Raw genomic sequence first — 22,101 nt, 5'->3', positions numbered from 1 at the left:
CTGCATGTGAGGCCCATGTGATGAGTCAATCCTGGAATTCGGTCAGGGTGGCAGGCCTGTCCATCAACGTCCCGGCCCCCATGGCCGCGAGCGTGACGTCACCGTTGGCGCATTAAAAGGGTCGCCCCGGCGGCCAGGCAGTATGGGCACCACACCCAGGAAATGGATCCGGCATGAACACCACCGACAGCCCCGTCCCCGAAGCAACGCCTGATGATGAGCAGATGCTTGCCGCGCTGCGGCAGTTCATCAGGACCAGGGGCGCCACCTACCTGGAGGACCCGAACATCACCTCCGTTGGTGTGGGCCACAAGGTGGTGGACGGGAAGCCAACCGGCGAGATTTCACTCCAGTTCACCGTGGGCCAGAAAGTGGCACCGGAAGCCCTGGAATCCCTCAACACCAACCCCATACCGGACACCATTATGGTGGACGGGGTCCCGGTTCCCACTGATGTGATCGAACGGGACTACCGCCCCTCGTTCCGGGCAGTGGCGGAGGTGGAGCCCCCAGCCACCAAGGTCCGGCTGGACCCCATCAGGCCGGGGGTCAGTGTGGGCAACATCCACTCCAGCGCCGGAACCATCGGCTGCATCGTGTACGACCGGCACGACGGGACGCCCCTGGTCCTCAGCAACTGGCACGTGCTGCACGGCGATACCGGCGCCCTTGGCGACGTGGTGGTCCAGCCGGGGCCCCACGACGACAACCGGATCAACGCCAACGGGCTGGGCCGGCTGGTGCGCTCGCACCTGGGCGTCGCGGGTGACTGCGCCGTGGCAACCATTGCGGACCGCGGCTTCACCACGGCAATCCAGTCCCTGGACGTGACCCCGGACCGGCTCGGGGAACCTGAGATCGGCGACAAGGTGATCAAGAGCGGCCGCACCACGGGGGTGACCCACGGGGTGGTGCGCCGGGTGGACGTCATCGCCAAACTCTTTTACGGCTCTGCGGGGATGCACACCATCGGCGGCTTCGAAATCGGGCCCGACCCCGCAAACCCCCCGGTGGACGGGGAAATCAGCCGCGGCGGGGACTCGGGGTCCGCCTGGATCTTCAAGACCCCCTCGGGTGAACTCACCACCGTCCTGGCGGGGCTGCACTTCGGCGGGGAATCCGGGGACAGCGCTGACGAGCATGCGCTGGCCTGCCTGCCTCAGTCCGTGTTCGAAAAGCTGGAAATCACCCTGCGGCCGCCGGCGGATCCCGAGGCGGCCGAGGTTGTTCCCCAGGGGTTCCTGAGTGACTTCCTCGGCCAGCCTGTCGCCCTGCCCACGCTCGGTGCTGCCGTGAACACAGACGGGGTTCGCTTCGCCGGCTCGGACATCATCCCGTACACCCACTTCTCGCTCTGCCTCAACACGTCACGGCGGTTTGCCCGCTGGGTGGCGTGGAATGTCGACGGCGGCAGCCTGCAAAAGCTCAGCCGCACGGGAATCAGCTTCATCAAGGACCCCCGGCTCCCCGCAGGCGTCCAGGTTGGGGACGAGCTGTACCGCGGCAACCGGGTGGACCGCGGCCACCTGGCGCGCCGGGCGGACCTGGTCTGGGGAGCGGCGGACGAAGCCGGCCGGGCGAACAAGGACTCGTTCTACTTCACCAACATCACCCCGCAGTTGGAGGACTTCAACCAGAGCAGCAAGAACGGGGTATGGGGCCGGCTTGAGGATGCGGTGTTCGAGGACGTGGACGTTGCAGACCTGAAGATCAGCGTGTTCGGCGGCCCGGTGCTGCAGGACGGTGACCGCCTCTACCGGGGTACTGCCCTGCCGCGCGAGTACTGGAAAATCATCGCGTTCGTAGAGCAGGGGCAGCTCAAGGCCAGGGCCTTCCTGCTGACCCAGAACCTGGACCAGCTCGAAGCGCTTGAGCTCGACGAATTCCGCGTGTTCCAGGTTGCCGTCACCGAAATCGAGGAACGGACCAGCCTGCAGTTCGCGGAGGCACTGAGGCTGGCGGACACCTTTGCCGTCCCCGAGGCGGTTGGCGACAGGCGGCCGCTGGAGGGTACGTCGGACATCCAGTGGTGAGTGCCTACTGGATGTCTTCGTCCGGGGGCGGGAGCTGGTAGCCCAGCTCCTGGTCCACGGACTGCACTCCGCTCACTTTCTTCAGGTCCTGGAGTCTGTCATTCGGCGCGGAGCCGGTGATGAAGCCCATTTCCAGGACCTGTTCCACCTGCATGCCGCGGGCGCGCAGGGCGTCCGCGACGTCGGCGATGGCGGACAGGTACTCCTGGTGCACCGTCACATTGATGTTGACCATTCCTCAGGCTATCCCTCATCGCGTAGCAGGCGGTTCCTGTCAGACGGCGGGTCTTACGTCCCTACACCGGGGCGATGACCAGGCCGGACCCAACGTCCAGCGACGGTGCGATGAGCCGGTCGCAGTCCTGGACCAGCGAGGACCAGAGTTCCCGTCCGCGGAAGCCGGTGGCCTGCGCCCAGAGGGCGGCAACGCCGGCGGCGTGCGGGGTGGCCATGCTGGTGCCGCTGATGGTCCGGTACCGGGTGGGCATGGGCCAGGACGAGTAGACCTGCCAGCCGGGCCCGGCAACGTCCACCTGCCCGCCGCGGACCGGCAGGGTGCGCGCGGAGAAGAAGGCAACGTCCAGCTGGTGGTCCAGGGCGCCCACCGCCATGATGAACGGGCTGTTGGCCGGGGTGCCCACAAAGCCGAAGTTGCCCTGGAGGCGGCGCGCGTTGTTTCCGGCGGCGGCGATGATCAGCGTGCCGGCGTCAAGTGCCCGCTTGCCTGCTGCGACGTACGGCGGGTGGATTTGCCGCACGTCGGCTCCGAGGGACATGGAAATGATGTGGCAGCCGCTGGACAACGCCCAGTCGATGCCGGCCAGGATGCCGGCGTCGCTGCCGGAACCGGAGTTGCCCAGCACTTTGCCGGCGAAGATGTCGGCCTCGTAGGCAACGCCGTAGCGGGGCCCCGTGGACGGGGACTTGGAGCCGCAGGAGGTGCCGATGCAGTGCGTGCCGTGCCCGTGTCCGTCCTCGGGGCCCTCCCCCTGGACGAAGGAGCGGGTGGTGATGTTGCGTCCGGCGAAGTCAGGGTGCGTTGCGTCGAAACCGGTGTCCAGGACTGCCACCTTCACCCCGCGCCCGGAGTACTGGGACGATTGGGCCTGGACGGCCTGCAGCCCCCATGTGAACTGGTCGGTGTCCTGGAAGATCGGCACCGTTGGCGGTGCCGCCACGCCGGTCCCCTGGCCGTTGCCGTTCAGGCGCGTGTCCAGGTCCAGGACTGCATCGCGGTAGCCCCTGACGTACTCGGTGGGACCGGCCGGGAGGACATGGTGGATCAGTTCCGGCGAGACGGACAGCACTGCATTCTCCACTGCCTCGGTAGTCTGCAGCGCGCCGATCTGCTCCGGGGCGGCCGAAACCACTGCGATGCCCAGGGAGCTGAAGTATGTGGCATCAGCACCGCTGCTTTCCGAGACATCCACTTCGCGGTCCCCGAAGTCCCGCGAGTCCGCCACGTTGGACAGGCCCGCCGATTCCAGCACCGAGGACGGGCTGGCCGCGTCACGGGCAAAGACCACGATGAATCGGCCGGTGGTCTCGGCCCCCGAATAGTCTGCCGCTGGGACGGGCCCGGGCAAATTTTCGGATGGGGGGAAGGAATTCGGGTCGATCATTTCAGGTCTCCTTTGCTGCGGGTTGAAGGATGGTGCGTGGTTTCACAGGGCCAGCGGCCTGGGGGTGACGGTGAGGCGCAGGCCTGCGTTGGTGCCGAGAAGGTGCCTGGACACCTCGGGAACGGGAATGAATCCCTGCCAGCGGTTCGGCGTGGGGTCGGTGTCCTTGAGCAGGTCCTCGTCGCCGGCTCCCCAGTTGCGCAGGGCGTTGGGGATGGTGCTGTTCCACGCGGCCCAGGCCTTGGGCAGGGGCCGGTCCGCGGAGGGCGGTTCGATTTCCACCAGCAGTGTGTCCTGCCAGTCCTCGGTCTGTTCCAAGTGGTCCGCGAAGAAGAAGTGTCCATCTTTTTCCTTGACGGACATGAGCCTGAGCTTCAGGGCCTGGCGCAGCCGCGGCACCGCTTTTCCGTTCACCAGCGGCCGTGGTGCCTTGGAGGAAAGGAATGTGGTCAACAGCGGGACCGGTGAGTCGATGGGGTCTGCGTCCTTCCAGTGCTCGATCTGGACCGGGCAGTAGTGGGCGGCAGTTTGTTCATGGACCAGGACCGGCAGCCCCCGGATGGCCAGGCCCACGTCCAGTTGGAACTCCACCTCCGGCGGGTCGGACTTGCCCACAGTGAAGCCCACCAGTTCCACCTCGACTTTGAGATCGCCGAACAGGAACCGCTGGAGGTTCTGGTAGCCCTCTTCGGAGTTGACGATTCCGTAGCGTCCGCTGTGGCTGCGGTGTACCACTGCCACCACCGCGTCTTTGACGGCGGCATTATCCATCTGGACCAGCCCGTCGCTGCGGGCGCCCACTGCTTTGGCGGACAGGCCCAGGGCGACGTCGTAGTCTTCGGGGTTGGAGCCCACCAGGCAGAACAGCTCATCCAAGGGGAACCCGTCATCGGGCATCTCGGTGGGCCGGAAGTTTTCGCGCGTCAGGGTCCGCCTGAGTGCCGGCGGCGTGAGGTATTCGTACATCCGGTCGGGCCCGAAGATGTCCGCCCCCTGGAATCGGGTGGCATCCCGGAGTTTCTCGAAGAACCCGAACCCCACCGCGAACCGGATGCCACCATGCGGGGTGGCGTACGTGAACAGCCGGGCAACATATTTGGCCCCGGCGGCGGGGTCGATCGAGCCGTCCCCACGGGGCAGGCTTTCGGGGATGACGCGCTGCAGGAGCGAGCGGCAGATGAGTCCGCCCATGGAATGCGCCACCAGGAAGACCTTGGGCGCGCCGGTCTTTTCCGGCACGAGTTTGACCAGGCTGAACAAGTCCTGGGCCGCGTCCTCGAACTTGAAGCTCCCGGGGTCCTCGTCGAAGGTATCCGCTGAGTCGTCGTAAAAGCGGTGGATCCAGATCGAGGCCGGGTTCACGGAATTGGGATCGGCGCTGTTGAGGAAGGCCCACTGGTCCCCGTGGACCGGCACCTCGTACTGGTGGTCTGCCACCAGGCGCAGCATCGGGGACTCGAACTGGTGGAACCTCGCCCGTCCGCTGCCGTCGGCGCGGACGTGGACGGACCCCTGGCTGAAGCCGTAGAAGGGGTCGTCAACAGCGCTGTTGACGGAGGCGCCGGTGCCGGCGAAGCCGCGGACGTAGATCACCGGCAGACGGCCGTCGTGAAGGGCATTTCCCATGGGGAGAGTGCAGCACGGGTGCCGTTACGGCCGCGTTACCGCCTACAGGGGGCCGAACGCCGAGGAGGCGTACGACGGCGGCGCGCGGCCGCCGTCGTGCCCGTCCCCTTCCCGAGGTGAGGGAAGGGTTGCACAACCGTAACCCGGGGCTCGTTCCTTCCGCCCGCCACACCCGCTACTGTCAACTGCACCATCCGGGTTACAACGGAAGAGGCACGATGAGCATCGACATCGAAATCGGCAGTGGCCTCAGCAATGAGGACGCAGCGCACTTTGCGGCCACCACGGAAGCAATCACCACAGCGATGCAACAGGTACAGGAACGGCACCCCGCCTACAGCTGGGTCTGGACGCACGAGATCCGTTGCCGGGGATGCCACGCCAGCCTGGACATACCCGCACTCGCCAGCACGAAGGCAAACGCGGACAAGGCGTTTCACCTGCATCAAACAGTCCAACTGGACGCCTTGCTGGCCATGAAAACCGGCTAGCATCGGGGGATGCCGTCCCTCTCCGTGGTCATCCCGTGCAAGGATGACGGCCCTTTCCTGCAGCGCTGCCTCCAGGCACTGCAGTCCCAGACCGTGGCTCCGCTGGAAATCATCGTGGTGGACAACGACTCCAGCGACGACACCCCCACCATCGCTGCCACATACGGCGCCCGGGTCCTTCACGAACACGTGCCTGGGATCGCGTCCGCAGCCTCCGCCGGTTATGACGCCGCCACGGGGGACGTCATTGCCCGGTGCGACGCGGACAGCGTCCCGCCGCCGGACTGGCTGGAACGCATCCACCGGCGTTTCCAGCAGGAGCCGGACCTGGCCCTCCTCACCGGGCCGGGCGTCTTCTACGGCACCGGCCGGATCCGCAGCAGGCTGGCCGGGATCGCCTACATCCAGGCCTACTTCCTCCTCATGGCTGCGGCGATGGGCCACTGGCCGCCCTTCGGCTCCAACTGCGCCTTCCGCCGCCGGGATTGGGAGCAGGCCCGCAGCAGGGTGAACCGCCTGGACCAGGGCGTGCACGACGACGTCGACCTCGGCTTTGCGCTCGACCCCACCCGGCGCACGGCCTACGACAGTTCGCTGAAGGTCGGCATTTCGGCCCGGGCACTGGCGGGCGGAGCCGACGCGCGGCTGCGCTTCAAGCGCGCCTTCCACACCCTGGGCATCCACTGGCGGCAAGCGCCGCCGTGGGAACGCTGGGACGCATCGTTGAAAGCACGGCGGGAGCGGCGCCGTCGTCCGTCACCGCAGCGGTAAGCCCCCGGACCGCTACGCCGCGCCGAAGCGGTCCGGGTAGAGCAGGGGCAGCTGGAGGGTCAGCCACGGGCTGAAGGCCCACGGCGTGGCGGCCACGGCGGCGGTGATCAGCGCCGGATCGGTCCACTGCCATTCCATGACCTCGTCCGCGCGGGGAGCCAGCGCCGAGGCGGCCCGTGCGGTGAAGACGGGGCAGATTTCGTTTTCCACCACACCGGACGCATCCACTGCCCGGTAGCGGAAGTCGGGCACCCTCAGCTCAATCTGCTCCAGCCGGAGCCCCAGCTCGTACTCGCCCCGGCGCCGCACGGCGTCCTCGAGGTCCTCCCCGGGGGCGGGGTGTCCGCAGAAGGAATTGGTCCAGACGCCGGGCCAGGTCAGCTTGGACAGGGCGCGGCGGGTGAGCAGGATGCGGCCGTCGGCATCGAACACGTGGGCGGAGAAGGCCAGGTGCAGGGGTGTGGAGGAGGAGTGCACGGTGGCTTTGTCCTCGACGCCGACCGGTGTACCGTCGTCGGCGGCCAGGACCACCTGCTCTGAATTCGCCTTCAATTGCCCTCCCATGGGTGCCCGTGTTTACTTTACCTATGGATACGGGGACCACGCTGGCGCACACCGATGACGGCCAACTGGTCAATGACGTCCTGGACGGGTTCTTTACCCGCGCCAAGACGCGGGCCAGCGCCATGCACCCCCGGTACCTCGCCCTGTGGGAGCACCTCGAGGCCTGCACGGTGGGCGGCAAGCGTTTCCGGCCCCGGCTGGTCATGAGCGTCTACGCCCTGCTGGGCGGCAGCGACAGGACGGCAGCGGCCACCGTGGCCGCGTCCTTCGAGCTGCTGCACACGGCACTGATCGTGCACGACGACGTGGTGGACCGGGACTTCACCCGCCGCGGGGTTCCCAATCTTGCCGGCACCTACCGGAGCCTCGCCGCGGACCAGGGCAGCAGCCGGGACAGGGCGGAGCACACCGGGATGTCCGCCGCCGTGATCGCCGGGGACCTGGCCCTCTCCAACGCCTACCGGATCCTTACCGAAGCGGAGACGGACCTTGCCACGCGGCAGCGGCTGGGCGACCTGCTGGACCAGGCCGTCATGGCGTCCGCGGCCGGTGAACTCCTGGACGTGCTGGCCCCTTTGGACCCGATGCCGCAGACCGTGGACCAGGTCCTGGAGATGTCCAAGCTGAAGACGGCCGTGTACTCCTTCGACACCCCGCTGCGCGCCGGCGCGGTCCTGGCCGGGGCGGAACAGGACCTGGTGGAGGCTCTGGGCGAGTTCGGCCGCATCATCGGCACCGCCTACCAGGTGGCTGACGATCTGGTGGGTGCCTTCGGCGACGAATCAAGGACCGGCAAGTCCGGCTGGGGGGACCTTCGCGAGGGCAAGCGCACCGCGCTGATCTCCTACGCCGCGGAACAGCCGCAATGGATCCGGATCAAGGAGCTGCTGTCCCGGGACCTCACGGCCAGGGAGGCCGCAGAGATCCGCGACCTGCTGGTGGCGTCCGGGGCACGGGACAAGACGCTGAAGCTCGCCGCGGACCTCACGGAGCGGGCACTGGATGTCCTGGTCCAGCCGTTCGTGCCGCAAACCCTCAGGGACGGCCTCTCCCCCCTGTCCCGCCTGGTGACCGAACGCATGGGCGCATGAAGCGGGACCGCGACGCGCTGGCCGACTACACGGCTGCCGCCCTCAAGGCCTCCGGCGTGGTGCTCCGGTCCTATTCGAGTTCCTTCGGGCTGGCATCCCGGCTGTTCGACGACGCCGTGCGTCCCCAGGTGGATTCGGTGTACGCGCTGGTGCGGGTTGCGGACGAAATTGTCGACGGCGTGACCTCCGCCGCGGGCCTGTCACCCGAGGAAACCCGGCGGCAGCTGGACGCGTTCGAGCAGGAAACCGAGCACGCCCTGGCCACCGGCTACAGCACCAACCTGGTGATCCACGCGTTCGCGGACACCGCCCGCCGGACCGGCATCGGCACGGACCTCACCCGCCCCTTCTTCGCCTCCATGCGGGCGGACCTGGAACGGGCGGAACACACCCCGGAATCCTTCGCCGAGTACGTGTACGGGTCTGCGGAAGTGGTGGGCCTGATGTGCCTGAAATGCTTCCTGCACCGGCACCCCGTGGGTGAAGAGGAACGGGCCCGGCTGGAGCGCGGTGCCCGGCACCTGGGCGCGGCCTTCCAAAAGATCAACTTCCTGCGCGACCTGGCCGAGGACTTCACCTCCCTGGGCCGCAGCTACTTCCCCGGCGTCTCCCCCGCCAACTTCGACGAGGCGAACAAGATCCGGCTCCTGGCGGACATCGACCACGACCTGCAGGAATCCCGCGCGGCGCTGCCCAGCCTGCCCACGTCATGCCGGATGGCGGTGGCACTGGCCCAGGAGCTCTTTGCCGAACTTGCCGAGCGGATCCGCGTCACCCCGGCGCCGGACCTGATCAGGTCCCGGATCAGCGTGCCCACCCCGGTGAAGCTCAAAATTGCTGCCGCCGTGCTCACCGGCAGGCGCGGGCTGGAACCCGCGCGCCCACGCACGGCAAGGGTGGCCGCGCAGTGAGCGGTCCAAGGAAGGGCAAACCTGTCCAGCCCGGGCAGACGGTGGTGGTCATCGGCGGCGGCATCAGCGGACTGGCGACGGCGGCCCTGCTCGCCGCCGAGGGGCACAAGGTCACCATCGTGGAGAAGCAGGACGTCCTGGGCGGCCGGGCGTACACGTTCAGCGAGGACGGCTTCAGGTTCGACGCCGGGCCCTCCTGGTACCTGATGCCGGAGGTGATCGACCACTACTTCCGGCTCCTGGGCACCTCCGCCGAGGAGCAGCTGGACCTGGTGAAGCTGGACCCCGGCTACCGGCTCATCTCCGAGGGAGCCTCCGAACCCGTGGACGTCCCGGCGGGCCGGCAACGGGTGGTTCAGCTGTTCGAGCGGCTGGAGCCCGGCGCCGGCGCGCGGCTGGAGAAGTACCTCGATTCCGCCGCCGAAACCTACACCATGGCCAAGCGCCGCTTCCTCTACCCCACGTTCCAGTCCTTCGCCCCGCTGCTGACGGCTGACGTGCTCACCCGGCTCCCCCGCCTTGCCCGCCTGCTGCTGGAGCCGCTGCACAGCTATGCCCGCCGGTACGTCAAAAACCCAAGCCTGCAGCAGGTCCTGGAGTACCCGGCCGTGTTCCTGGGCGCCTCGCCGTTCACCGCGCCCAGCATGTACCACCTGATGAGCCACCTGGACCTGGACGTGGGCGTCTACTACCCCATGGGCGGCTTCGCCCGGCTGGTGGAGGCGCTGGAAAAACAGGCCCGCGACGCCGGGGGGACCATCCGGACCAACGTCGAGGTGCTGGAGATCGAGACGGCGCCCGTCACCTCCCGCCGCCGGCCTGCCGCGGTACGCGGGGTCCGCGTCCGCAACGGTGGCGGGTCCGTGGAAAGCCTGCCGGCCGACGTCGTGGTTTCCGCCGCGGACCTGCACCACAGCGAAACCGCGCTGCTCCCCCGGAACCTGCAGACCTACCCCGAGCGGTACTGGCAGCGGCGCACCGCCGGGCCCAGCGCCCTGCTGCTGTACCTGGGCGTGCGGGGCGTGCTGCCGCAGCTGGAGCACCACACGCTGCTGTTCACGGCGGACTGGGAAGAGAACTTCAAGGCGATCTTCGGGAAGGACACGTTCATCCCGTCGCCTGCGTCCATGTACGTGTGCAGGCCGAGTGCCACCGATCCTGATGTGGCGCCGGAGGGGCACGAGAACGTGTTCGTGCTGGTTCCCATCCCGCCGGATCCGGGGCTGGGCGGCAGCGGCGACGAGCGGCTGGAACGCGCGGCCGACGCCGTGATCGGGCAGCTCAGCGAGTGGGCGGGCATCCCGGACCTGGCAGAGCGGATCGTGGTGCGGCGGCTGTACGGCCCCGCGGACTTCGAGCGGGACTACCACTCGTGGAAGGGCACGTCGCTGGGGCCGGCGCACACGCTGAAGCAAAGTGCGTTCTTCCGGGCCGGCAATGTCAGCCGGAAGGTGGAGGGCCTGTACTACGCCGGGGCGTCCACCATTCCGGGGATCGGAATTCCCATGTGCCTGATCAGCGCCGAGCTGGTGGTGAAGCGGCTGCGCGGGGATACCAGCACCGGTCCCCTGCCGGTGCCGCTGCGTGCGGCGGGCGTTGCGGAGGGTACAGTCCCAAAGGGTACGACGGCGTGACGGCGGTTGCGTACCTGGCGTTCCTTTTGGTGTCGCTGGGCTGCATGGTGCTCCTGGACCAGCGGCTGCGCTTGTTCTTCTGGCAGGATGCGCGCCGTGCGGCCGTGGTGCTCGCGGCGGGGCTGGTGTTCTTCCTGGCGTGGGACCTGGCGGGAATCGGGCTGGGCATCTTCTTCCGGGGTCACAACGAGACGATCGGGGTCGAGCTGGCCCCGGAGCTGCCGCTGGAGGAGCCCGTCTTCCTGGTGTTCCTGTGCTACCTGGTGATGAACCTGTTCCAGCTGTTCCGCCGGTTCCTTGCGGCCCGGCTCCCGCACGCCGACAAAGTGGAGGAACGCTCATGAGCTACTGGGCGCTGAACGCGGTGTTCCTGCTCGCCGCCCTTGCCGTGGGCACCGCCGCTGTTTTTGGACTCAAGGGCCGCACGCGGAAGGCGGCGCTGGCGGCGGCGGGCGGGGCGGCCGCCGTCGTGCTGGTCCTGACGGCGGTGTTCGACAACCTGATGATCGCCGCCGGGCTGTTCATGTACGCGCCGGAGATGATTTCCGGCGCGATGGTGGGCCTGGCGCCGCTGGAGGACTTCGCGTATCCGGTGGCCGCGGTGCTGCTGCTGCCGGGGCTGTGGATCCTGCTGGGCCGCACCTCCGGCGCATCAAAGGCGGGGAGGCGGCCGTGAAGACTTTGCGCATGCTTTTGCTGTCCTCCCGGCCGCTGTCCTGGGTGAACACGGCGTACCCGTTTGCCGCGGCGTACCTGCTCACGGCGCGGGAGATCGACGCGGCCTGGCTGGTGGGGACCCTGTACTTCCTGGTCCCGTACAACCTGGCGATGTACGGCATCAATGACGTGTTCGACTACGAATCGGACCTCCGGAACCCGCGCAAGGGCGGTGTGGAAGGTGCGGTGCTGGACCGGACCATGCATGCCGTGACGCTGCGGGCGGCGATCGGCACCAACCTGCCGTTCCTGGCGGTGCTGGTGCTGCTGGGCAGTCCGCTGTCCTGGCTGGTGCTGGCGGTCAGCATCTTTGCGGTGGTGGCGTACAGCGCGCCGGGGCTGCGGTTCAAGGAGCGGCCGTTCGTGGATTCGGCCACATCCAGCACACACTTCGTGAGCCCGGCGGTGTACGGGCTGGTGCTGGCGCAGGCGCAGTTCACGCCTGCGCTGTGGGCGCTGCTGGGGGCGTTCTTCCTGTGGGGCGTGGCCAGCCATGCCTTCGGTGCGGTGCAGGACGTGGTGGCGGACCGGGCCGGCGGCATCGGCTCTGTGGCCACGGTGATCGGGGCCAAGGCCACGGTGCGCTTCGCGGTTGCGGCGTACCTGCTGGCCGGCGCGCTGCTGCTGTTCACGCCGTGGCCGGGCCCGCTGGCAGCCCTGCTGGCACTCCCCTATGCAGCGAGCATCCTGCCGTTCGCTTCGGTTTCCGACGCGGATTCGGAGCGGGCGCACCGCGGGTGGGAGCGGTTCCTGTGGCTGAACTATGTCACCGGGTTCTTCGTGACCATGCTGCTGATCTGGTACGCGGCGGTGCGGTAGGGGCGCCCATCCGCCACTGACGCGGATATGACTTTCCCGGCGCAGACCGGCCCCGCGTCACATGCCAGGGGTTAACCTATGTAATGACACATGGAAACGCTGGGGGAACGGCGACCAGAGGAGCAGGGAACACATGGGTACGGTAGCTGCGGCCGGACACAGCCAGGCATTGGAACACACCCTCACCGCGTCGCGGGCCCTGCTGGGACTGGTTGCCCGCTCCCTGGCAGGTGTGTCCGATGCCGTCACACTGCCACAGTTCCGCGTGTTGGTGCTGCTGGCCTCGCGGGGGCCGGCCCGAATGGGTGACCTTGCCCGACTCCTCGGCGTCCACCAGTCAAGCTTCAGCAGGACCGCCGAGCGGCTGGAAACGGCGGGGCTGCTGTTGCGGGAACAGAGCCCGGGCAGCCGGCGCGAAGTCATGGTCTCCGCAACCGCACAGGGGCTGCGGATTGTGGAGGACGTGACACAGGCCCGACGCCGGGAGATCGCCCAGGTGCTGGCCGGCCTGTCGCCGGCAGAACAGGACAAGGTTGCCGCCGGCTTTGAGCTGTTCGCCCTGGCTGCAGGAGAACCCTCGGCCGCAGAAACCCTGTTGCTGGGAATCTAGGTCCGCCACGGATGCCGGCAGCACGGCACATGAAGGGAAAACGCCACGGGTCCCGGCTGGTTGCGGTGGCCCCAGGGGCCTTCCACCACTTGTTCGCCGTCCACCACCGGCACGTATCCGCCCGCGTCCGGCTCAGCCTCTACGCTGCAGCCACAGCACTGGTCCTGGCAGGTGCGGCGCTCTTCGCCCTCACCTTGTGGGGTGTCCTCCATGACGATGGGCTGAGTGTCCTGGACCATCCCGTCCGGCAGTGGCTGCTGTCGCACCGGTCCGATGCGCTGACAGCCGCCATGACGCCGGTGGCGCTGGTGTTCGGGCCGGTGGCGATGCCCATCATCGTCCTGGTCGTCGCCGTCGCCTGGACCTTCACGGAAAGACGCGCCTGGCGGCCCCTGCTTTTTGCCGGAGCGATGGTGGCCGGAGTGGTCATTTCGGAGATCATCCTGCCGATAGTCCACCGGTCCCGGCCGCCCCTGGATGCCATGCTCCTAGGGCCGGATCCCAGCCCCTCATTTCCGTCCGGCCATGTATTGGGCGCGTGCGACTTCCTGCTGGTCCTGGCATACCTCGTCACGTCACGACGCCAGGCCAAACGGCTTGCGGCCACCCTGTGGTCCGTGGCCGCGGTGCTCGGCATCGGACTGGTGACCTTGAGCCGGCTGTATCTGGGCTACCACTGGTTGACCGATGCGTTTGCCTCGATGTTCCTGTCCCTGGCAATCGTGGGCGCAGTCATCGCCCTGGACACGTGGCGAACTGCCAGGGCTGCCGGGGAAGCAGAGCCGTCCAGCAGACCTGTTTCCGGCGCGGAACCGAAGGCTCCCGGCGGCACCGGAAGGAAGTAGCCTATGCGGCTTCCGCCCCGATTGAGTCTCCGCAGCCAAGGCCTCCGCCCGCTCAAGGAAGCCCCGCCCAGGCAAGGCCACCGCCGATGCCGACGGCCAGGGTGAGGACAGCTCCCGCAACCGCGGTACCGGCCGCCCACGGGCGGGGATTGAAGTCCCCTGCCCCGGGGGAATCGGGGGACGCGGCACGGAAGGCCGGGGCAAGCCAGCGGAGGTAGTAAAAGAGGCTGGCCACCGTATTGGCGGCGGCGATCGCCGTCAACCACCAAAAGCCGCCGTCCCACGCGGCAGTGAAGACAGTCAGTTTCCCAAGGAAGACTGCGGTGGGGGGTGTCCCCACCAGGCTGAGCAGGGCAACCACCAGTGCCACGGCCTGCCAGGGCCGGGCGGTGGCGAAGCCTTCATAGGCGGTGAGCAGGTTTCGGCGAGGGTAGGCTCCGATGACTGCGAAGGCCGCCAGGTTGCTGGCTGCGTAGCCGGCCAGGTAGACCAGGACGGCGGGGAGGGCCAGCGGCACAGCCCCGGCCACGGAAAGGGGCATCAGCAGATAGCCTGCCTGGCTGACGGTGGACCATCCCAGCAGGCGCCGGGGATTCTTTTGGGCGAAGGCAGCCAGGTTGCCCAGTGTCATGGTGAGTGCGGACAGCAAGGCGACCAGGAGCGGCCAGGCCACGGTGGGAGGCATGTGCTCCAGCAGGCGGTAGGCAGCCAGTATGCCGCCGATTTTGGGAACGGTGGTGGCGAACGCGGCCGCCGCCGTCCCGGCCCCCTCGGCAGCATCCGGGACCCAGAAGTGCCCGGGCACCGCCCCTGCCTTGAACATCAGGCCTGCCAGGACGCAGACCAGCCCCACCCCAACGATGGCACCGGAGGCCGGTCCGAGCCCGGCGCGGAGGCCGGAGTAGGAAGTGGTTCCGGCTGCGGCGTAGAGCACCGTGACCCCCAGCATCAGCAGGATCCCGAAAAAGGCGCCCTGCAGGTAGGTTTTCAGCGCGGCCTCGGCACCGGACGGGGTCCGGGCCAAGCCGATCAGGGCGTAAAGCGGGATACTGGCCAGCAGGAACCCTGCAATGAGCACCAGGAGGTCGGCAGCGCCTGCCAGCACCATGGCGCCCAGCGATGCCAGCAGGATCAGGGTGTACGTTTCGCTTTCCCGCTCCGCACCGCGCAGTTCGTCCGTGCCCAGCGTGATGACCAGCAGCGCGGAGACCGCAACCACCAGCCGTGCGCCGCTGCTGAGGGCGTCGACGACATAACTGCCGGAGTAGGCGGAGGCGCCGGGGCCGGACAGGGCGGCGGCGGAAGCGGCAACGGCGCCCGCCAAGGCAGCCACCCCGATCGCCCGGCTGACCCACTGCCGCTCCCGGGGCAGGAACGATCCGGCCAGCAAAGCGGCGATGGCCCCGGCCAGCATGAGGATCTCCGGCAGCAGCACCAACGCGTCCGCGCCCGCATCCATGGACTCCACAGGCGGCTATCCTCCCACCTGGCTGACCAGCCACGCCGACGCCGGCGCGATGATGTCCAGCAAGGGAACCGGGAGGAGCCCCACCAGCACCGAAAGCACCAGCAGGCCGCCGGCGGAGAAAGCCTCGGCGGGGCGGAGGTCCGCCAGGCCCGGGGACTTTCCACGCACCTCCCCCGTGAACACGCGCTGCAGCGCCCGCAGGAAGAGTGCGGCGGTGATCAGGATGCCGGGCAACGCCAGGGCCGTCAGCGGTGCGGCACCGATGCTGCCGGCAAAGATCTGGAATTCTGCGATGAACCCGCTGAATCCCGGCAGGCCCAGTGAGGCGAACGCGGCCACCGCAAAGAACGCCGCATAACGTGGCGCCGGTCCGCCCAGTCCGCCGAAGGCGCCCATGTCATAGGTACCGGCCCGGCTGTGGAGGACACCTGCCAGCAGGAAGAGCGCCCCGGTGATCAGGCCGTGGCTGACCATCTGGGTTACGGCTCCGGTCACCGCGGTCTCCCTGGCCGCCTGGCTTCCGCCGGCGCCGGCCGCGGCCAGGGCAAGGATGATGTAGCCCATGTGGTTGACGGACGTGTAGGCGATCATGCGTTTCAGGTCGCTTTGGGCCAGGGCAACCAGGGCGCCGTACAGGACGGACACCACCCCGACGGCGATCAGCACCGGTGTCCACGCCCGCCATGCTTCCGGGAGCAGGGGCATGGCAATCCGCACGAAGCCGTAGGTTCCCATCTTCAGCAGGATGCCCGCCAGGACCGCGGACCCGGTGGACGGCGCATCCGTGTGGGCCGGGGGCAGCCACGTGTGGAACGGCACGGTGGGGGTCTTGATGGCCAGGCCAACGACGACGGCGCCCAGCACCCACAGGCCGGCAGGGTTGCCGCGCAGCGGCTGGGCCCGCAGCAGTTCCGGGATATCAAAGGTATGCGGTGCGGCCCCGAGGTAGAGGCCGATGAAACCGAGCAGCAGTGCCAGCGAGCCCAGGAAGGTGTACAGGAAGAATTTCAGCGCCGACCGTGCCCGGTCCCCGTGGCCCCACCCGGCAATGATGAAGTACATGCCGACGATGGACAGGTCGAAGAACAGGAAGAACAGGATGAGGTCCTGGGCGGCGAACAGGCCAATGCTGGTTGCCTCCAGGAAGAGGAACAGGGCCGCCCTGGGCCCGGGCCGGTCCTTTGCCCCCCAGTCGTAGACCGCACAGGCGAGGAAGATGACGGCCGTGAGGGTGATGAGGGGCAGCGACAGGCCATCCACGCCCACGTGGTAGCTGCTTCCCACGTTTGGTATCCACCGCACCTGTTCCTCGTAGGCCAGGCGTCCGGGCCCGGTGTCCCCGTATCCCGCCCAGAGGACTGCGGCGATCAGCACCTCGGCCACGGCGGCGCCCGCAAAAACGAAGCGGGCCAGGCCGCCGCCCCGGCTGCCGGACAGCAGGACTGCTGCTGCCGCGGCCAGGGGGAAAAGGATGGCAAGACTGAGCAAGGTCACCTCACGACGATGAGTAGGACGGCCGCCAGTACGATGACCGCTGCGGCTTGGACGTAGTAATGGTGCAGTTGCCCGGTTTGTGGCCGGCGGGCCGCCCTGCCGGCGGCGCGGACGCTGCGGGCAAGGGTGGTGACGGCGCCGTCAATGGCCTGGTCCGTGATGGCGGACCGCCCCGCCGCCCGTGCCGCGGCGCCGGCCGTGGCCTCTGTCCCGGAGTCCAGGGCAGCGTCTGCCGTGTTGAGCTCGCGCGCGGCCCGCAGGGTCAGTTCCGCGGTGCGGCCGGCAGTGCGGGCCAGGACGGCATCGTCGAAGCGGGCCAGGTGGGCGGCGGCGGCAAGCACCGGACGGAACAGGAGGATGTGGGCCGCACGCTCCATCTGCAGCCAGGACAGGGCGCCCGGGATGGACGGGAGCGATCCGCGGAACCGCCACACGGCGATCAGCATGGCCAGGGCCAGCACGCCGGAGAGCGCAAGTTCAGGCAGGGATGATTCTGCCTCACTGCCGAGCATTCCGCGCACCACGTCCCCCACCGGCCCCAGCACCAGGAGGCCGGAAACCGCGGCCGCGGCGGCCAGGACGGCGACGGGCACCTGTTGCCAGCCGGTGACGGTCCGGCTTCCCGCTTCCTCCGTGTCATAGCCGGCAGAGGTCCCCGGGAGCATGGGCTTCCAGATCAGCGCCACAGCCCTGGCCGCGTAGGCAGCAGAAAGCAGGGCCCCCGCCAGCCCGGCAAGATAGAGCGGCAGGGAGTGCTCGCGTGCGGCGGTGAGGACGTTGTCCTTGGTGGCCCACAGTGACAGCGGCGGAATGCCGGCCAGTGCCAGTACGGCGAGGGTGAAGAAGGCGCCCAGCACGGGCCAGCGCCTTCCCGCTCCCCGGAGGTCCGCCAGCCGCTTGGTACCCAGGGCCGCAAGCCATGCGCCCGCGGCCAGGAACAGGGCACTCTTGGTGGCGGCGTGGGCCATCAGGTGTGCGGCGCCGCCGGCGGCGTCGCCCACCCCGGCGGCCATGACCACGAAGCCCAGCTGTGCCGCTGTTGAGGCGGCCAGCAGCTGCTTGAGGTCCTCCTGGCCGACGGCAATGAGCCCGAGCACCACTGCGGTGGCTGCCCCGGTCCAGGCGGCGGCGTCGGCAGCCCATCCCGTGGTGGCCAGCAGCGGCTGGACCCGCAGGAGCAGGTAGCCGCCCATCGCCACCATGGCGGCAGAGTGCAGCAGCGCACTGACGGCACTGGGTCCGTCCATGGCACGCGACAGCCAGAAGCTGAAGGGCAGCTGCGCGGCCTTGCCCAGGGCTGCAACCAGGATTCCGCCGGCGGCAACGTCCCGCCAGGGCCCGGGCAGGCCGGCCAGCCCGGCCAGCGACATTGCGTCACCGGAAAGTGCGTCACCGGAAAGTGCGTCACCGGAGAGTGCGTCACCGGACATGACGGCGGCGGCGAGCACGGCTCCGGCGGCGAGGTACAGGCCAAGGTCGGCGGTGCGGGTGGCCACGAATGCGGTCAGCCCGGAGGACACCCGCCGGGACTCCTTCCACTGGAAAGCGATGAGCGCATAGGAAGCGGCGCCCATGATCTCCCAGGCAAACAGCAGCGCAGGCAGCGTTGCGGCGGTCAGCGTCACCAGGACCGAGGCGATGAACACCAGCATCAGGCCATGAAACCGCGCCGGGCCTGCCATGCCCGCAGCTGCGGCGTACACCAGCACCAGGAAGGCCACGGCCGCAACCGCGGGCAGCAGGAGCGCGCTCAGCGAATCGACCTCCAGGCCAAAGCTGGTCCCGGACAGGAAAGGGACGGAGAGGGCAGGCCGCAGGGCCGCCGCCGCGGAAGCGATAACCACCACAAGCGCGGCGACGGCGGCGGACAGCCAAGGGGCCAGCCGGTCCGCTGCCCGTCCGGCCACGGCCAGGCCCACCCCGGCGGCAGCCGGCAGCCCGATCAGCAGGAACAGCAGCCAGCTCATCCGGCCAGGTCCGATGCCATGTCCGTCATGTCCGTCCGGCGCGAGCGGTGCAGCAGGATGGCAACGGCAAAACCCATCGCCATTTCCACCGTCATCGCCGTAATCACCACCAGCAGCAGCACCTGCCCGTCGGGCGCCGGGGCCAGGAACCACCAGAACGCGCCGGCGGCGAGGATGACGCCGTTCAGCATCAGTTCAAGGCCCATCATCACCATGACCACCACTTGCTGGGACATGGCGCCATACAGGCCGACGCAGAACAGCGCCGCCGCCGCGATCAGCACCAGCTCAAGGCTCATTGATGCCCACCGTCCCCGTGGTTTCCGTGGCCGCCGTGGTGGTTGCCGTCGTCGTCCGCGTGCGCACCGTGCTGGTTGCCGCCGTCGTCCGCGTCGTCCTCAGCAGGCACAGCCGGGTAAGCGGCGTACCGGCCCCGGGGGTTCGCCAGGACCAGGGCCGAGACCAGCGTGGCGAAAAGCACCGGACTGACCACCAGCATCACCAGCATTTTGGAGCCCATGACGGCCCCGCCAAGCGATTCCGTGAGGTTCCCGGTGGCGGGCGCCCGGCCCTCCGGCCAGTCGGCGAGCAGGATCCCGGTGGCCAGGAGCAGGAACAACCCCACCGCGGCGGAGGCAGCCACCTTCTTGCTGTGGACCATGTCCATGGGCATCAGGGCGGGGTTCATGCCCATGAACATGATCATGAAGATGGCCATGATCGCCATTTCCATGACCATCATCAGGACGGTGATCACGCCGATGTACTCCAGCCGGAACTGCAGCAGCATCAGGCCCACCGCCACAAAGGACGCCGCCAGGGCATAGCTGGCCCGCGCCATGGAGTCCGTGCGGAACACCGCCACTCCCGCAGCCACCGCAAGCACGGCAAGGGCAGCGAACAGAACCGTTTCGAGCATCAGCTGCCCCTTCCGGCGATGGTGATGATTGAAACAATGAGGAGCTGCACCAGGACCAGGGGAAGGCCCACCACCCACGCCGGCGCCATCAGCTGTTCCGGCCGCAGCTGCGGAATCCGCCGGCGCAGGGCCACGAGCAGCCAGAGCAGGGCAACGGTCTTGGCCAGGAACCACAGCCAGTCCGGGAACCACGGGCCGGACCCACCGCCCAGGAAAAGGTCGACGGCGAAGCCGGACCCCGCGGCGAGCAGCGAGTACCTGCCGCCCAGCAGAAGGAGCCGGTCCATGCCGGAGAGCTCGGCCAGGACACCGCCCCCGAGGTCGGCGGAAATGGGGGCGGTGAAGGGCCGCTGCAGTGAAAACGCCAGGACGGCGGCAACAAACACCAGGAACGCGACGGGCATCCACACCACGAACCACAGGCCTTCCTGCGCAGCGACGATGTCCCCCATCCGCAGGCTGCCCGCCGCTACTGCCGGGCCGGTCAGCGCGAACATCAGCGGCAGCTCGTATGCCAGCGCCAGGGCCAGGAAGCGGTACCCGCCCACCAGCGGATACACGCTGTTGGCGCCCCATCCGGCCAGCCATACGAAGGCCCAGACCAGCACGTCCATGGCGTTGAACCAGACCAGCCCCACCTCAAGGTCGGACACCACCCATGCGCCCACCGGCAGCACGGCAACCTTCAGGGCCGCGGCCACCACCAGCCCCGCTACGCCCACCTGGCGCAGCACGGCGTCCGCCGCAATGGTGGTGCGCCTGCGCTGGCGCAGCAGCCGTGCCCCTTCGGCAACCGGAGCAAAGCCGCCCCGCCGCATCCCCCCGGCCCGTGCCGACATGACCCCGTCGGCCACCGCCGCGGAGAACGCCAGCACGGCCAGGGCGGCAACGGCAGCGACCGGACCCCAGTAGGGCAGCTGCTGCACCGCACCGCCGCTCATGTGGCTTCCCCTTCCATCGCCGGCACGGGTGCGGGCGACAGGTCAAGGCTGGCAACGATGAGGCGGACCACGGACAGTTCCTGTCCGCGCACCAGCCCCGGCAGTGTGTCCTCCGGGTCGACGCCTGCCGGGGAGGCACCCGCCCGGGCATTGACCATAAAGGAGCAGCCTGTCCCAGGCATACGTTCCGGCCGGTCCACCTCCGGATTGAGGCGGTATGCGCCCCACCCCTCGAAGCGTCCGCCGCAACAGCCAGTTCCGGCGCAGCCTGGACCCCGCTGCATCAAGGCGCTGAAGGCATTCCTCCATCCCGGTCCCGCCGCGTGCGGCGTCGCGGACGGCCCTGATCCTTGCCGCTTCCCCGCCTGCGCCGGCGAGCGCCAGGAGCCGGGCCGCGAGATCCGTGCGGTGGATGACGACGGCGCGTTCCCGGCCGTGCGGCCCGGCGCCACCTCCTCCACCGGACGGCTGGAAGGCATGGTCCACTTCCGCGGCAAACACAATGTCCCCCTGCAGTTCGCAGTGCAGGACAAGTCCGGCCGGCCAGAGCGGAAGGTACGGGCCCAGCGGCACCTTCAGCACATCCAGGTCAAGACCGTCCCGGTCCTTGCCCTCGCCGGCCAGTGGGATCCCGCCCGGCATCGGCATGTCCATGCCGCCGTGGTCCATGCCCTCGTGGTCCATGCCCTCGTGGCCCATGTCGCCGTGGTCCATGCCCTCGTGGTCCATGTCGCCGTGGGAGTCCGTCCCGCCGTCGTCCTGCTCCTGTTCGCTGGTCCGGTCCCGCTCCGCCTGCCGCTGGTGATCCACGTCGGCCAAGGTCTTGGCACAGCGTCCAGCAGGGCCTGGACGTCACCGGGGCGGGAGATGTGTGTCCGGCTCCTGGGCCCCGGCATCTGGTTCCAGAGGCGGTCCACAACATCGGCCCCGCCGTCCGGCACTTCACCGCACACACAAAGGATGTCCGCGTCCGCGGGTGACAAGGCACCCACCCAGCCCCTGCGGGCCATGTCCTCTTCCGCGGCCATCCGGGCATGCGATCCGGCCATCCCCTCCACGAGGAGCACGTGGCACCGTGTCACCGCGGCCCTGGCAAGGACGCTGCTCACGCCCAATTGAACGCTCCTTCGCGCCAGGCCCATACAACACCGGCCATCAGCACGCCCAGAAACACAAACATCTCTATGACCGCGGACGCGCCGAACTGCTGCACCACCACAGCCCAGGGGTACATGAAGAGCATCTCCACATCGAACGCCAGGAAGATCAGCGTGGCGGGATAGTAGCGGGCGTGATACCGCGAGAGCGCGTGCTGCTCGGGAATCCAGCCGCCGGTATAGGGCTTGTTGACGAGCGGATTGTTGGCGGTGGCGGTGAGCCGGTGCAATGCGTAGAGGCCGCCCACTCCGGCAACGGCCAGCGCGAAGGCGAGTGCCAGGTTCAGGTAGGCCAGCATGGCGTCCCTTTCCGTTGTTGGTCAGCAGCCGGACACGCCCCAAGATCCTTCCTATCATGACCGTACCTTGCAGGAACACCCTTTGACCTGCGGGAACGTCGGTCTGCCAGGATCACCAGCTA

Annotated in this window: 24 protein-coding genes; 12 read left to right on the top strand and 12 right to left on the bottom strand. The window is 68.6% G+C overall.

Translation table 11 applies throughout. From position 1 onward, the window contains the following. Positions 1-173 precede the first annotated feature (173 nt). Complete coding sequence (locus QF031_RS03825) at positions 174-2,033, top strand: DNA/RNA non-specific endonuclease (RefSeq protein ID WP_307424318.1); 1,860 nt, start codon at positions 174-176, stop codon at positions 2,031-2,033. Between the two features lie 4 nt (positions 2,034-2,037). Here the strand turns inward: QF031_RS03825 and QF031_RS03820 are convergent, their stop codons facing one another. From QF031_RS03820 to QF031_RS03810, 3 genes are all read right to left on the bottom strand, one after another. Continuing rightward, positions 2,038-2,268: a hypothetical protein gene (locus QF031_RS03820; RefSeq protein ID WP_307424315.1), complete on the bottom strand. Its 231-nt coding sequence runs from the start codon at positions 2,266-2,268 to the stop codon at positions 2,038-2,040. A 61-nt stretch (positions 2,269-2,329) separates the two neighbouring features. Next, entirely contained in the window at positions 2,330-3,655 is a 1,326-nt protein-coding gene (locus QF031_RS03815) for a S8 family serine peptidase (RefSeq protein WP_307424311.1), read from the bottom strand. Between the two features lie 42 nt (positions 3,656-3,697). Continuing rightward, on the bottom strand, positions 3,698-5,281 hold the full coding sequence (locus tag QF031_RS03810) for an esterase/lipase family protein (protein WP_307424308.1): 1,584 nt from the start codon (positions 5,279-5,281) through the stop codon (positions 3,698-3,700). 218 nt (positions 5,282-5,499) lie between these two features. On the opposite strand from QF031_RS03810, the gene QF031_RS03805 reads away from it, so the two are divergent. Together QF031_RS03805 and QF031_RS03800 are read left to right on the top strand one after the other, a co-directional pair. After that, a complete protein-coding gene (locus tag QF031_RS03805) occupies positions 5,500-5,772 on the top strand; it encodes a hypothetical protein (RefSeq protein WP_307424306.1) in 273 nt (90 codons plus the stop codon). A 9-nt stretch (positions 5,773-5,781) separates the two neighbouring features. Then, the gene (locus QF031_RS03800) at positions 5,782-6,543 is read left to right on the top strand and encodes a glycosyltransferase family 2 protein (RefSeq protein WP_307424304.1); all 762 of its coding nucleotides are present in this window, start codon (positions 5,782-5,784) and stop codon (positions 6,541-6,543) included. Positions 6,544-6,555: 12 nt separating this feature from the next. Here QF031_RS03800 and idi read toward each other — a convergent pair whose 3' ends face one another. Continuing rightward, entirely contained in the window at positions 6,556-7,107 is a 552-nt protein-coding gene (idi, locus tag QF031_RS03795) for an isopentenyl-diphosphate Delta-isomerase (protein ID WP_370874481.1), read from the bottom strand. A gap of 23 nt (positions 7,108-7,130) precedes the next feature. Between idi and QF031_RS03790 the strand changes: the two genes are divergently transcribed. The 8 genes from QF031_RS03790 (at position 7,131) to QF031_RS03755 (ending at position 13,734) form a co-directional block, all read left to right on the top strand. Then, positions 7,131-8,198: a polyprenyl synthetase family protein gene (locus QF031_RS03790; RefSeq protein WP_307424298.1), complete on the top strand. Its 1,068-nt coding sequence runs from the start codon at positions 7,131-7,133 to the stop codon at positions 8,196-8,198. Beyond that, positions 8,195-9,109 carry a phytoene/squalene synthase family protein gene (locus tag QF031_RS03785; protein WP_307424296.1) on the top strand — a complete coding sequence of 305 codons (915 nt, stop codon included), beginning with the start codon at positions 8,195-8,197 and terminating at the stop codon, positions 9,107-9,109. The genes QF031_RS03790 and QF031_RS03785 overlap by 4 nt, the downstream gene beginning before the upstream one ends. After that, a complete protein-coding gene (crtI, locus tag QF031_RS03780) occupies positions 9,106-10,743 on the top strand; it encodes a phytoene desaturase family protein (RefSeq protein ID WP_307424293.1) in 1,638 nt (545 codons plus the stop codon). The genes QF031_RS03785 and crtI overlap by 4 nt, the downstream gene beginning before the upstream one ends. Positions 10,744-10,787: 44 nt before the next feature. Then, entirely contained in the window at positions 10,788-11,087 is a 300-nt protein-coding gene (locus QF031_RS03775; protein ID WP_370874554.1) for a lycopene cyclase domain-containing protein, read from the top strand. Next, positions 11,084-11,419: a lycopene cyclase domain-containing protein gene (locus tag QF031_RS03770; protein WP_307424287.1), complete on the top strand. Its 336-nt coding sequence runs from the start codon at positions 11,084-11,086 to the stop codon at positions 11,417-11,419. Before QF031_RS03775 ends, QF031_RS03770 begins: the two co-directional genes overlap by 4 nt. Before the next feature lie 11 nt (positions 11,420-11,430). Continuing rightward, entirely contained in the window at positions 11,431-12,279 is an 849-nt protein-coding gene (locus QF031_RS03765) for a prenyltransferase (RefSeq protein WP_307424284.1), read from the top strand. Between the two features lie 133 nt (positions 12,280-12,412). After that, positions 12,413-12,889, top strand: a complete 477-nt coding sequence (locus QF031_RS03760) for a MarR family transcriptional regulator (protein WP_307424281.1) — start codon at positions 12,413-12,415, stop codon at positions 12,887-12,889. 29 nt (positions 12,890-12,918) lie between these two features. Next, complete coding sequence (locus QF031_RS03755; RefSeq protein ID WP_307424278.1) at positions 12,919-13,734, top strand: phosphatase PAP2 family protein; 816 nt, start codon at positions 12,919-12,921, stop codon at positions 13,732-13,734. A gap of 52 nt (positions 13,735-13,786) precedes the next feature. Here QF031_RS03755 and QF031_RS03750 read toward each other — a convergent pair whose 3' ends face one another. From QF031_RS03750 to QF031_RS03720, 7 genes are read right to left on the bottom strand one after another with little or no spacing between them, the layout of a single operon-like run. Further along, complete coding sequence (locus QF031_RS03750; RefSeq protein ID WP_307433109.1) at positions 13,787-15,193, bottom strand: NADH-quinone oxidoreductase subunit N; 1,407 nt, start codon at positions 15,191-15,193, stop codon at positions 13,787-13,789. Between the two features lie 15 nt (positions 15,194-15,208). After that, complete coding sequence (locus tag QF031_RS03745) at positions 15,209-16,696, bottom strand: complex I subunit 4 family protein (protein ID WP_307424276.1); 1,488 nt, start codon at positions 16,694-16,696, stop codon at positions 15,209-15,211. Continuing rightward, positions 16,693-18,663: a proton-conducting transporter transmembrane domain-containing protein gene (locus tag QF031_RS03740; protein WP_307424273.1), complete on the bottom strand. Its 1,971-nt coding sequence runs from the start codon at positions 18,661-18,663 to the stop codon at positions 16,693-16,695. The genes QF031_RS03745 and QF031_RS03740 overlap by 4 nt, the downstream gene beginning before the upstream one ends. Beyond that, positions 18,660-18,962, bottom strand: coding sequence for an NADH-quinone oxidoreductase subunit NuoK (locus tag QF031_RS03735; protein WP_307424270.1), 303 nt, complete (start codon positions 18,960-18,962; stop codon positions 18,660-18,662). Before QF031_RS03735 ends, QF031_RS03740 begins: the two co-directional genes overlap by 4 nt. Next, on the bottom strand, positions 18,959-19,582 hold the full coding sequence (locus tag QF031_RS03730; RefSeq protein ID WP_307424266.1) for an NADH-quinone oxidoreductase subunit J: 624 nt from the start codon (positions 19,580-19,582) through the stop codon (positions 18,959-18,961). The genes QF031_RS03735 and QF031_RS03730 overlap by 4 nt, the downstream gene beginning before the upstream one ends. Continuing rightward, the gene (locus QF031_RS03725; RefSeq protein WP_307424264.1) at positions 19,582-20,523 is read right to left on the bottom strand and encodes a complex I subunit 1 family protein; all 942 of its coding nucleotides are present in this window, start codon (positions 20,521-20,523) and stop codon (positions 19,582-19,584) included. The genes QF031_RS03730 and QF031_RS03725 overlap by 1 nt, the downstream gene beginning before the upstream one ends. Further along, a complete protein-coding gene (locus QF031_RS03720; RefSeq protein ID WP_307424261.1) occupies positions 20,520-20,681 on the bottom strand; it encodes a hypothetical protein in 162 nt (53 codons plus the stop codon). Before QF031_RS03720 ends, QF031_RS03725 begins: the two co-directional genes overlap by 4 nt. A gap of 250 nt (positions 20,682-20,931) precedes the next feature. Here QF031_RS03720 and QF031_RS03715 point away from each other — a divergent pair, with 250 nt between their 5' ends. Further along, positions 20,932-21,642: a hypothetical protein gene (locus QF031_RS03715; RefSeq protein WP_307424259.1), complete on the top strand. Its 711-nt coding sequence runs from the start codon at positions 20,932-20,934 to the stop codon at positions 21,640-21,642. On the opposite strand, the gene QF031_RS03710 is transcribed toward QF031_RS03715, so the two are convergent. Further along, positions 21,629-21,979, bottom strand: coding sequence for an NADH-quinone oxidoreductase subunit A (locus tag QF031_RS03710; RefSeq protein ID WP_307424257.1), 351 nt, complete (start codon positions 21,977-21,979; stop codon positions 21,629-21,631). The two genes, QF031_RS03715 and QF031_RS03710, sit on opposite strands and share 14 nt — an antisense overlap. Positions 21,980-22,101: the final 122 nt, after the last annotated feature.

Source organism: Pseudarthrobacter defluvii, from assembly GCF_030816725.1.
In the GTDB taxonomy this organism is placed as follows: Bacteria; Actinomycetota; Actinomycetes; order Actinomycetales; family Micrococcaceae; genus Arthrobacter; species Arthrobacter defluvii_A.
The sequence above is the reverse complement of the archived record's forward strand: the minus strand, read 5'-3'. Positions and strand labels throughout refer to the sequence as shown.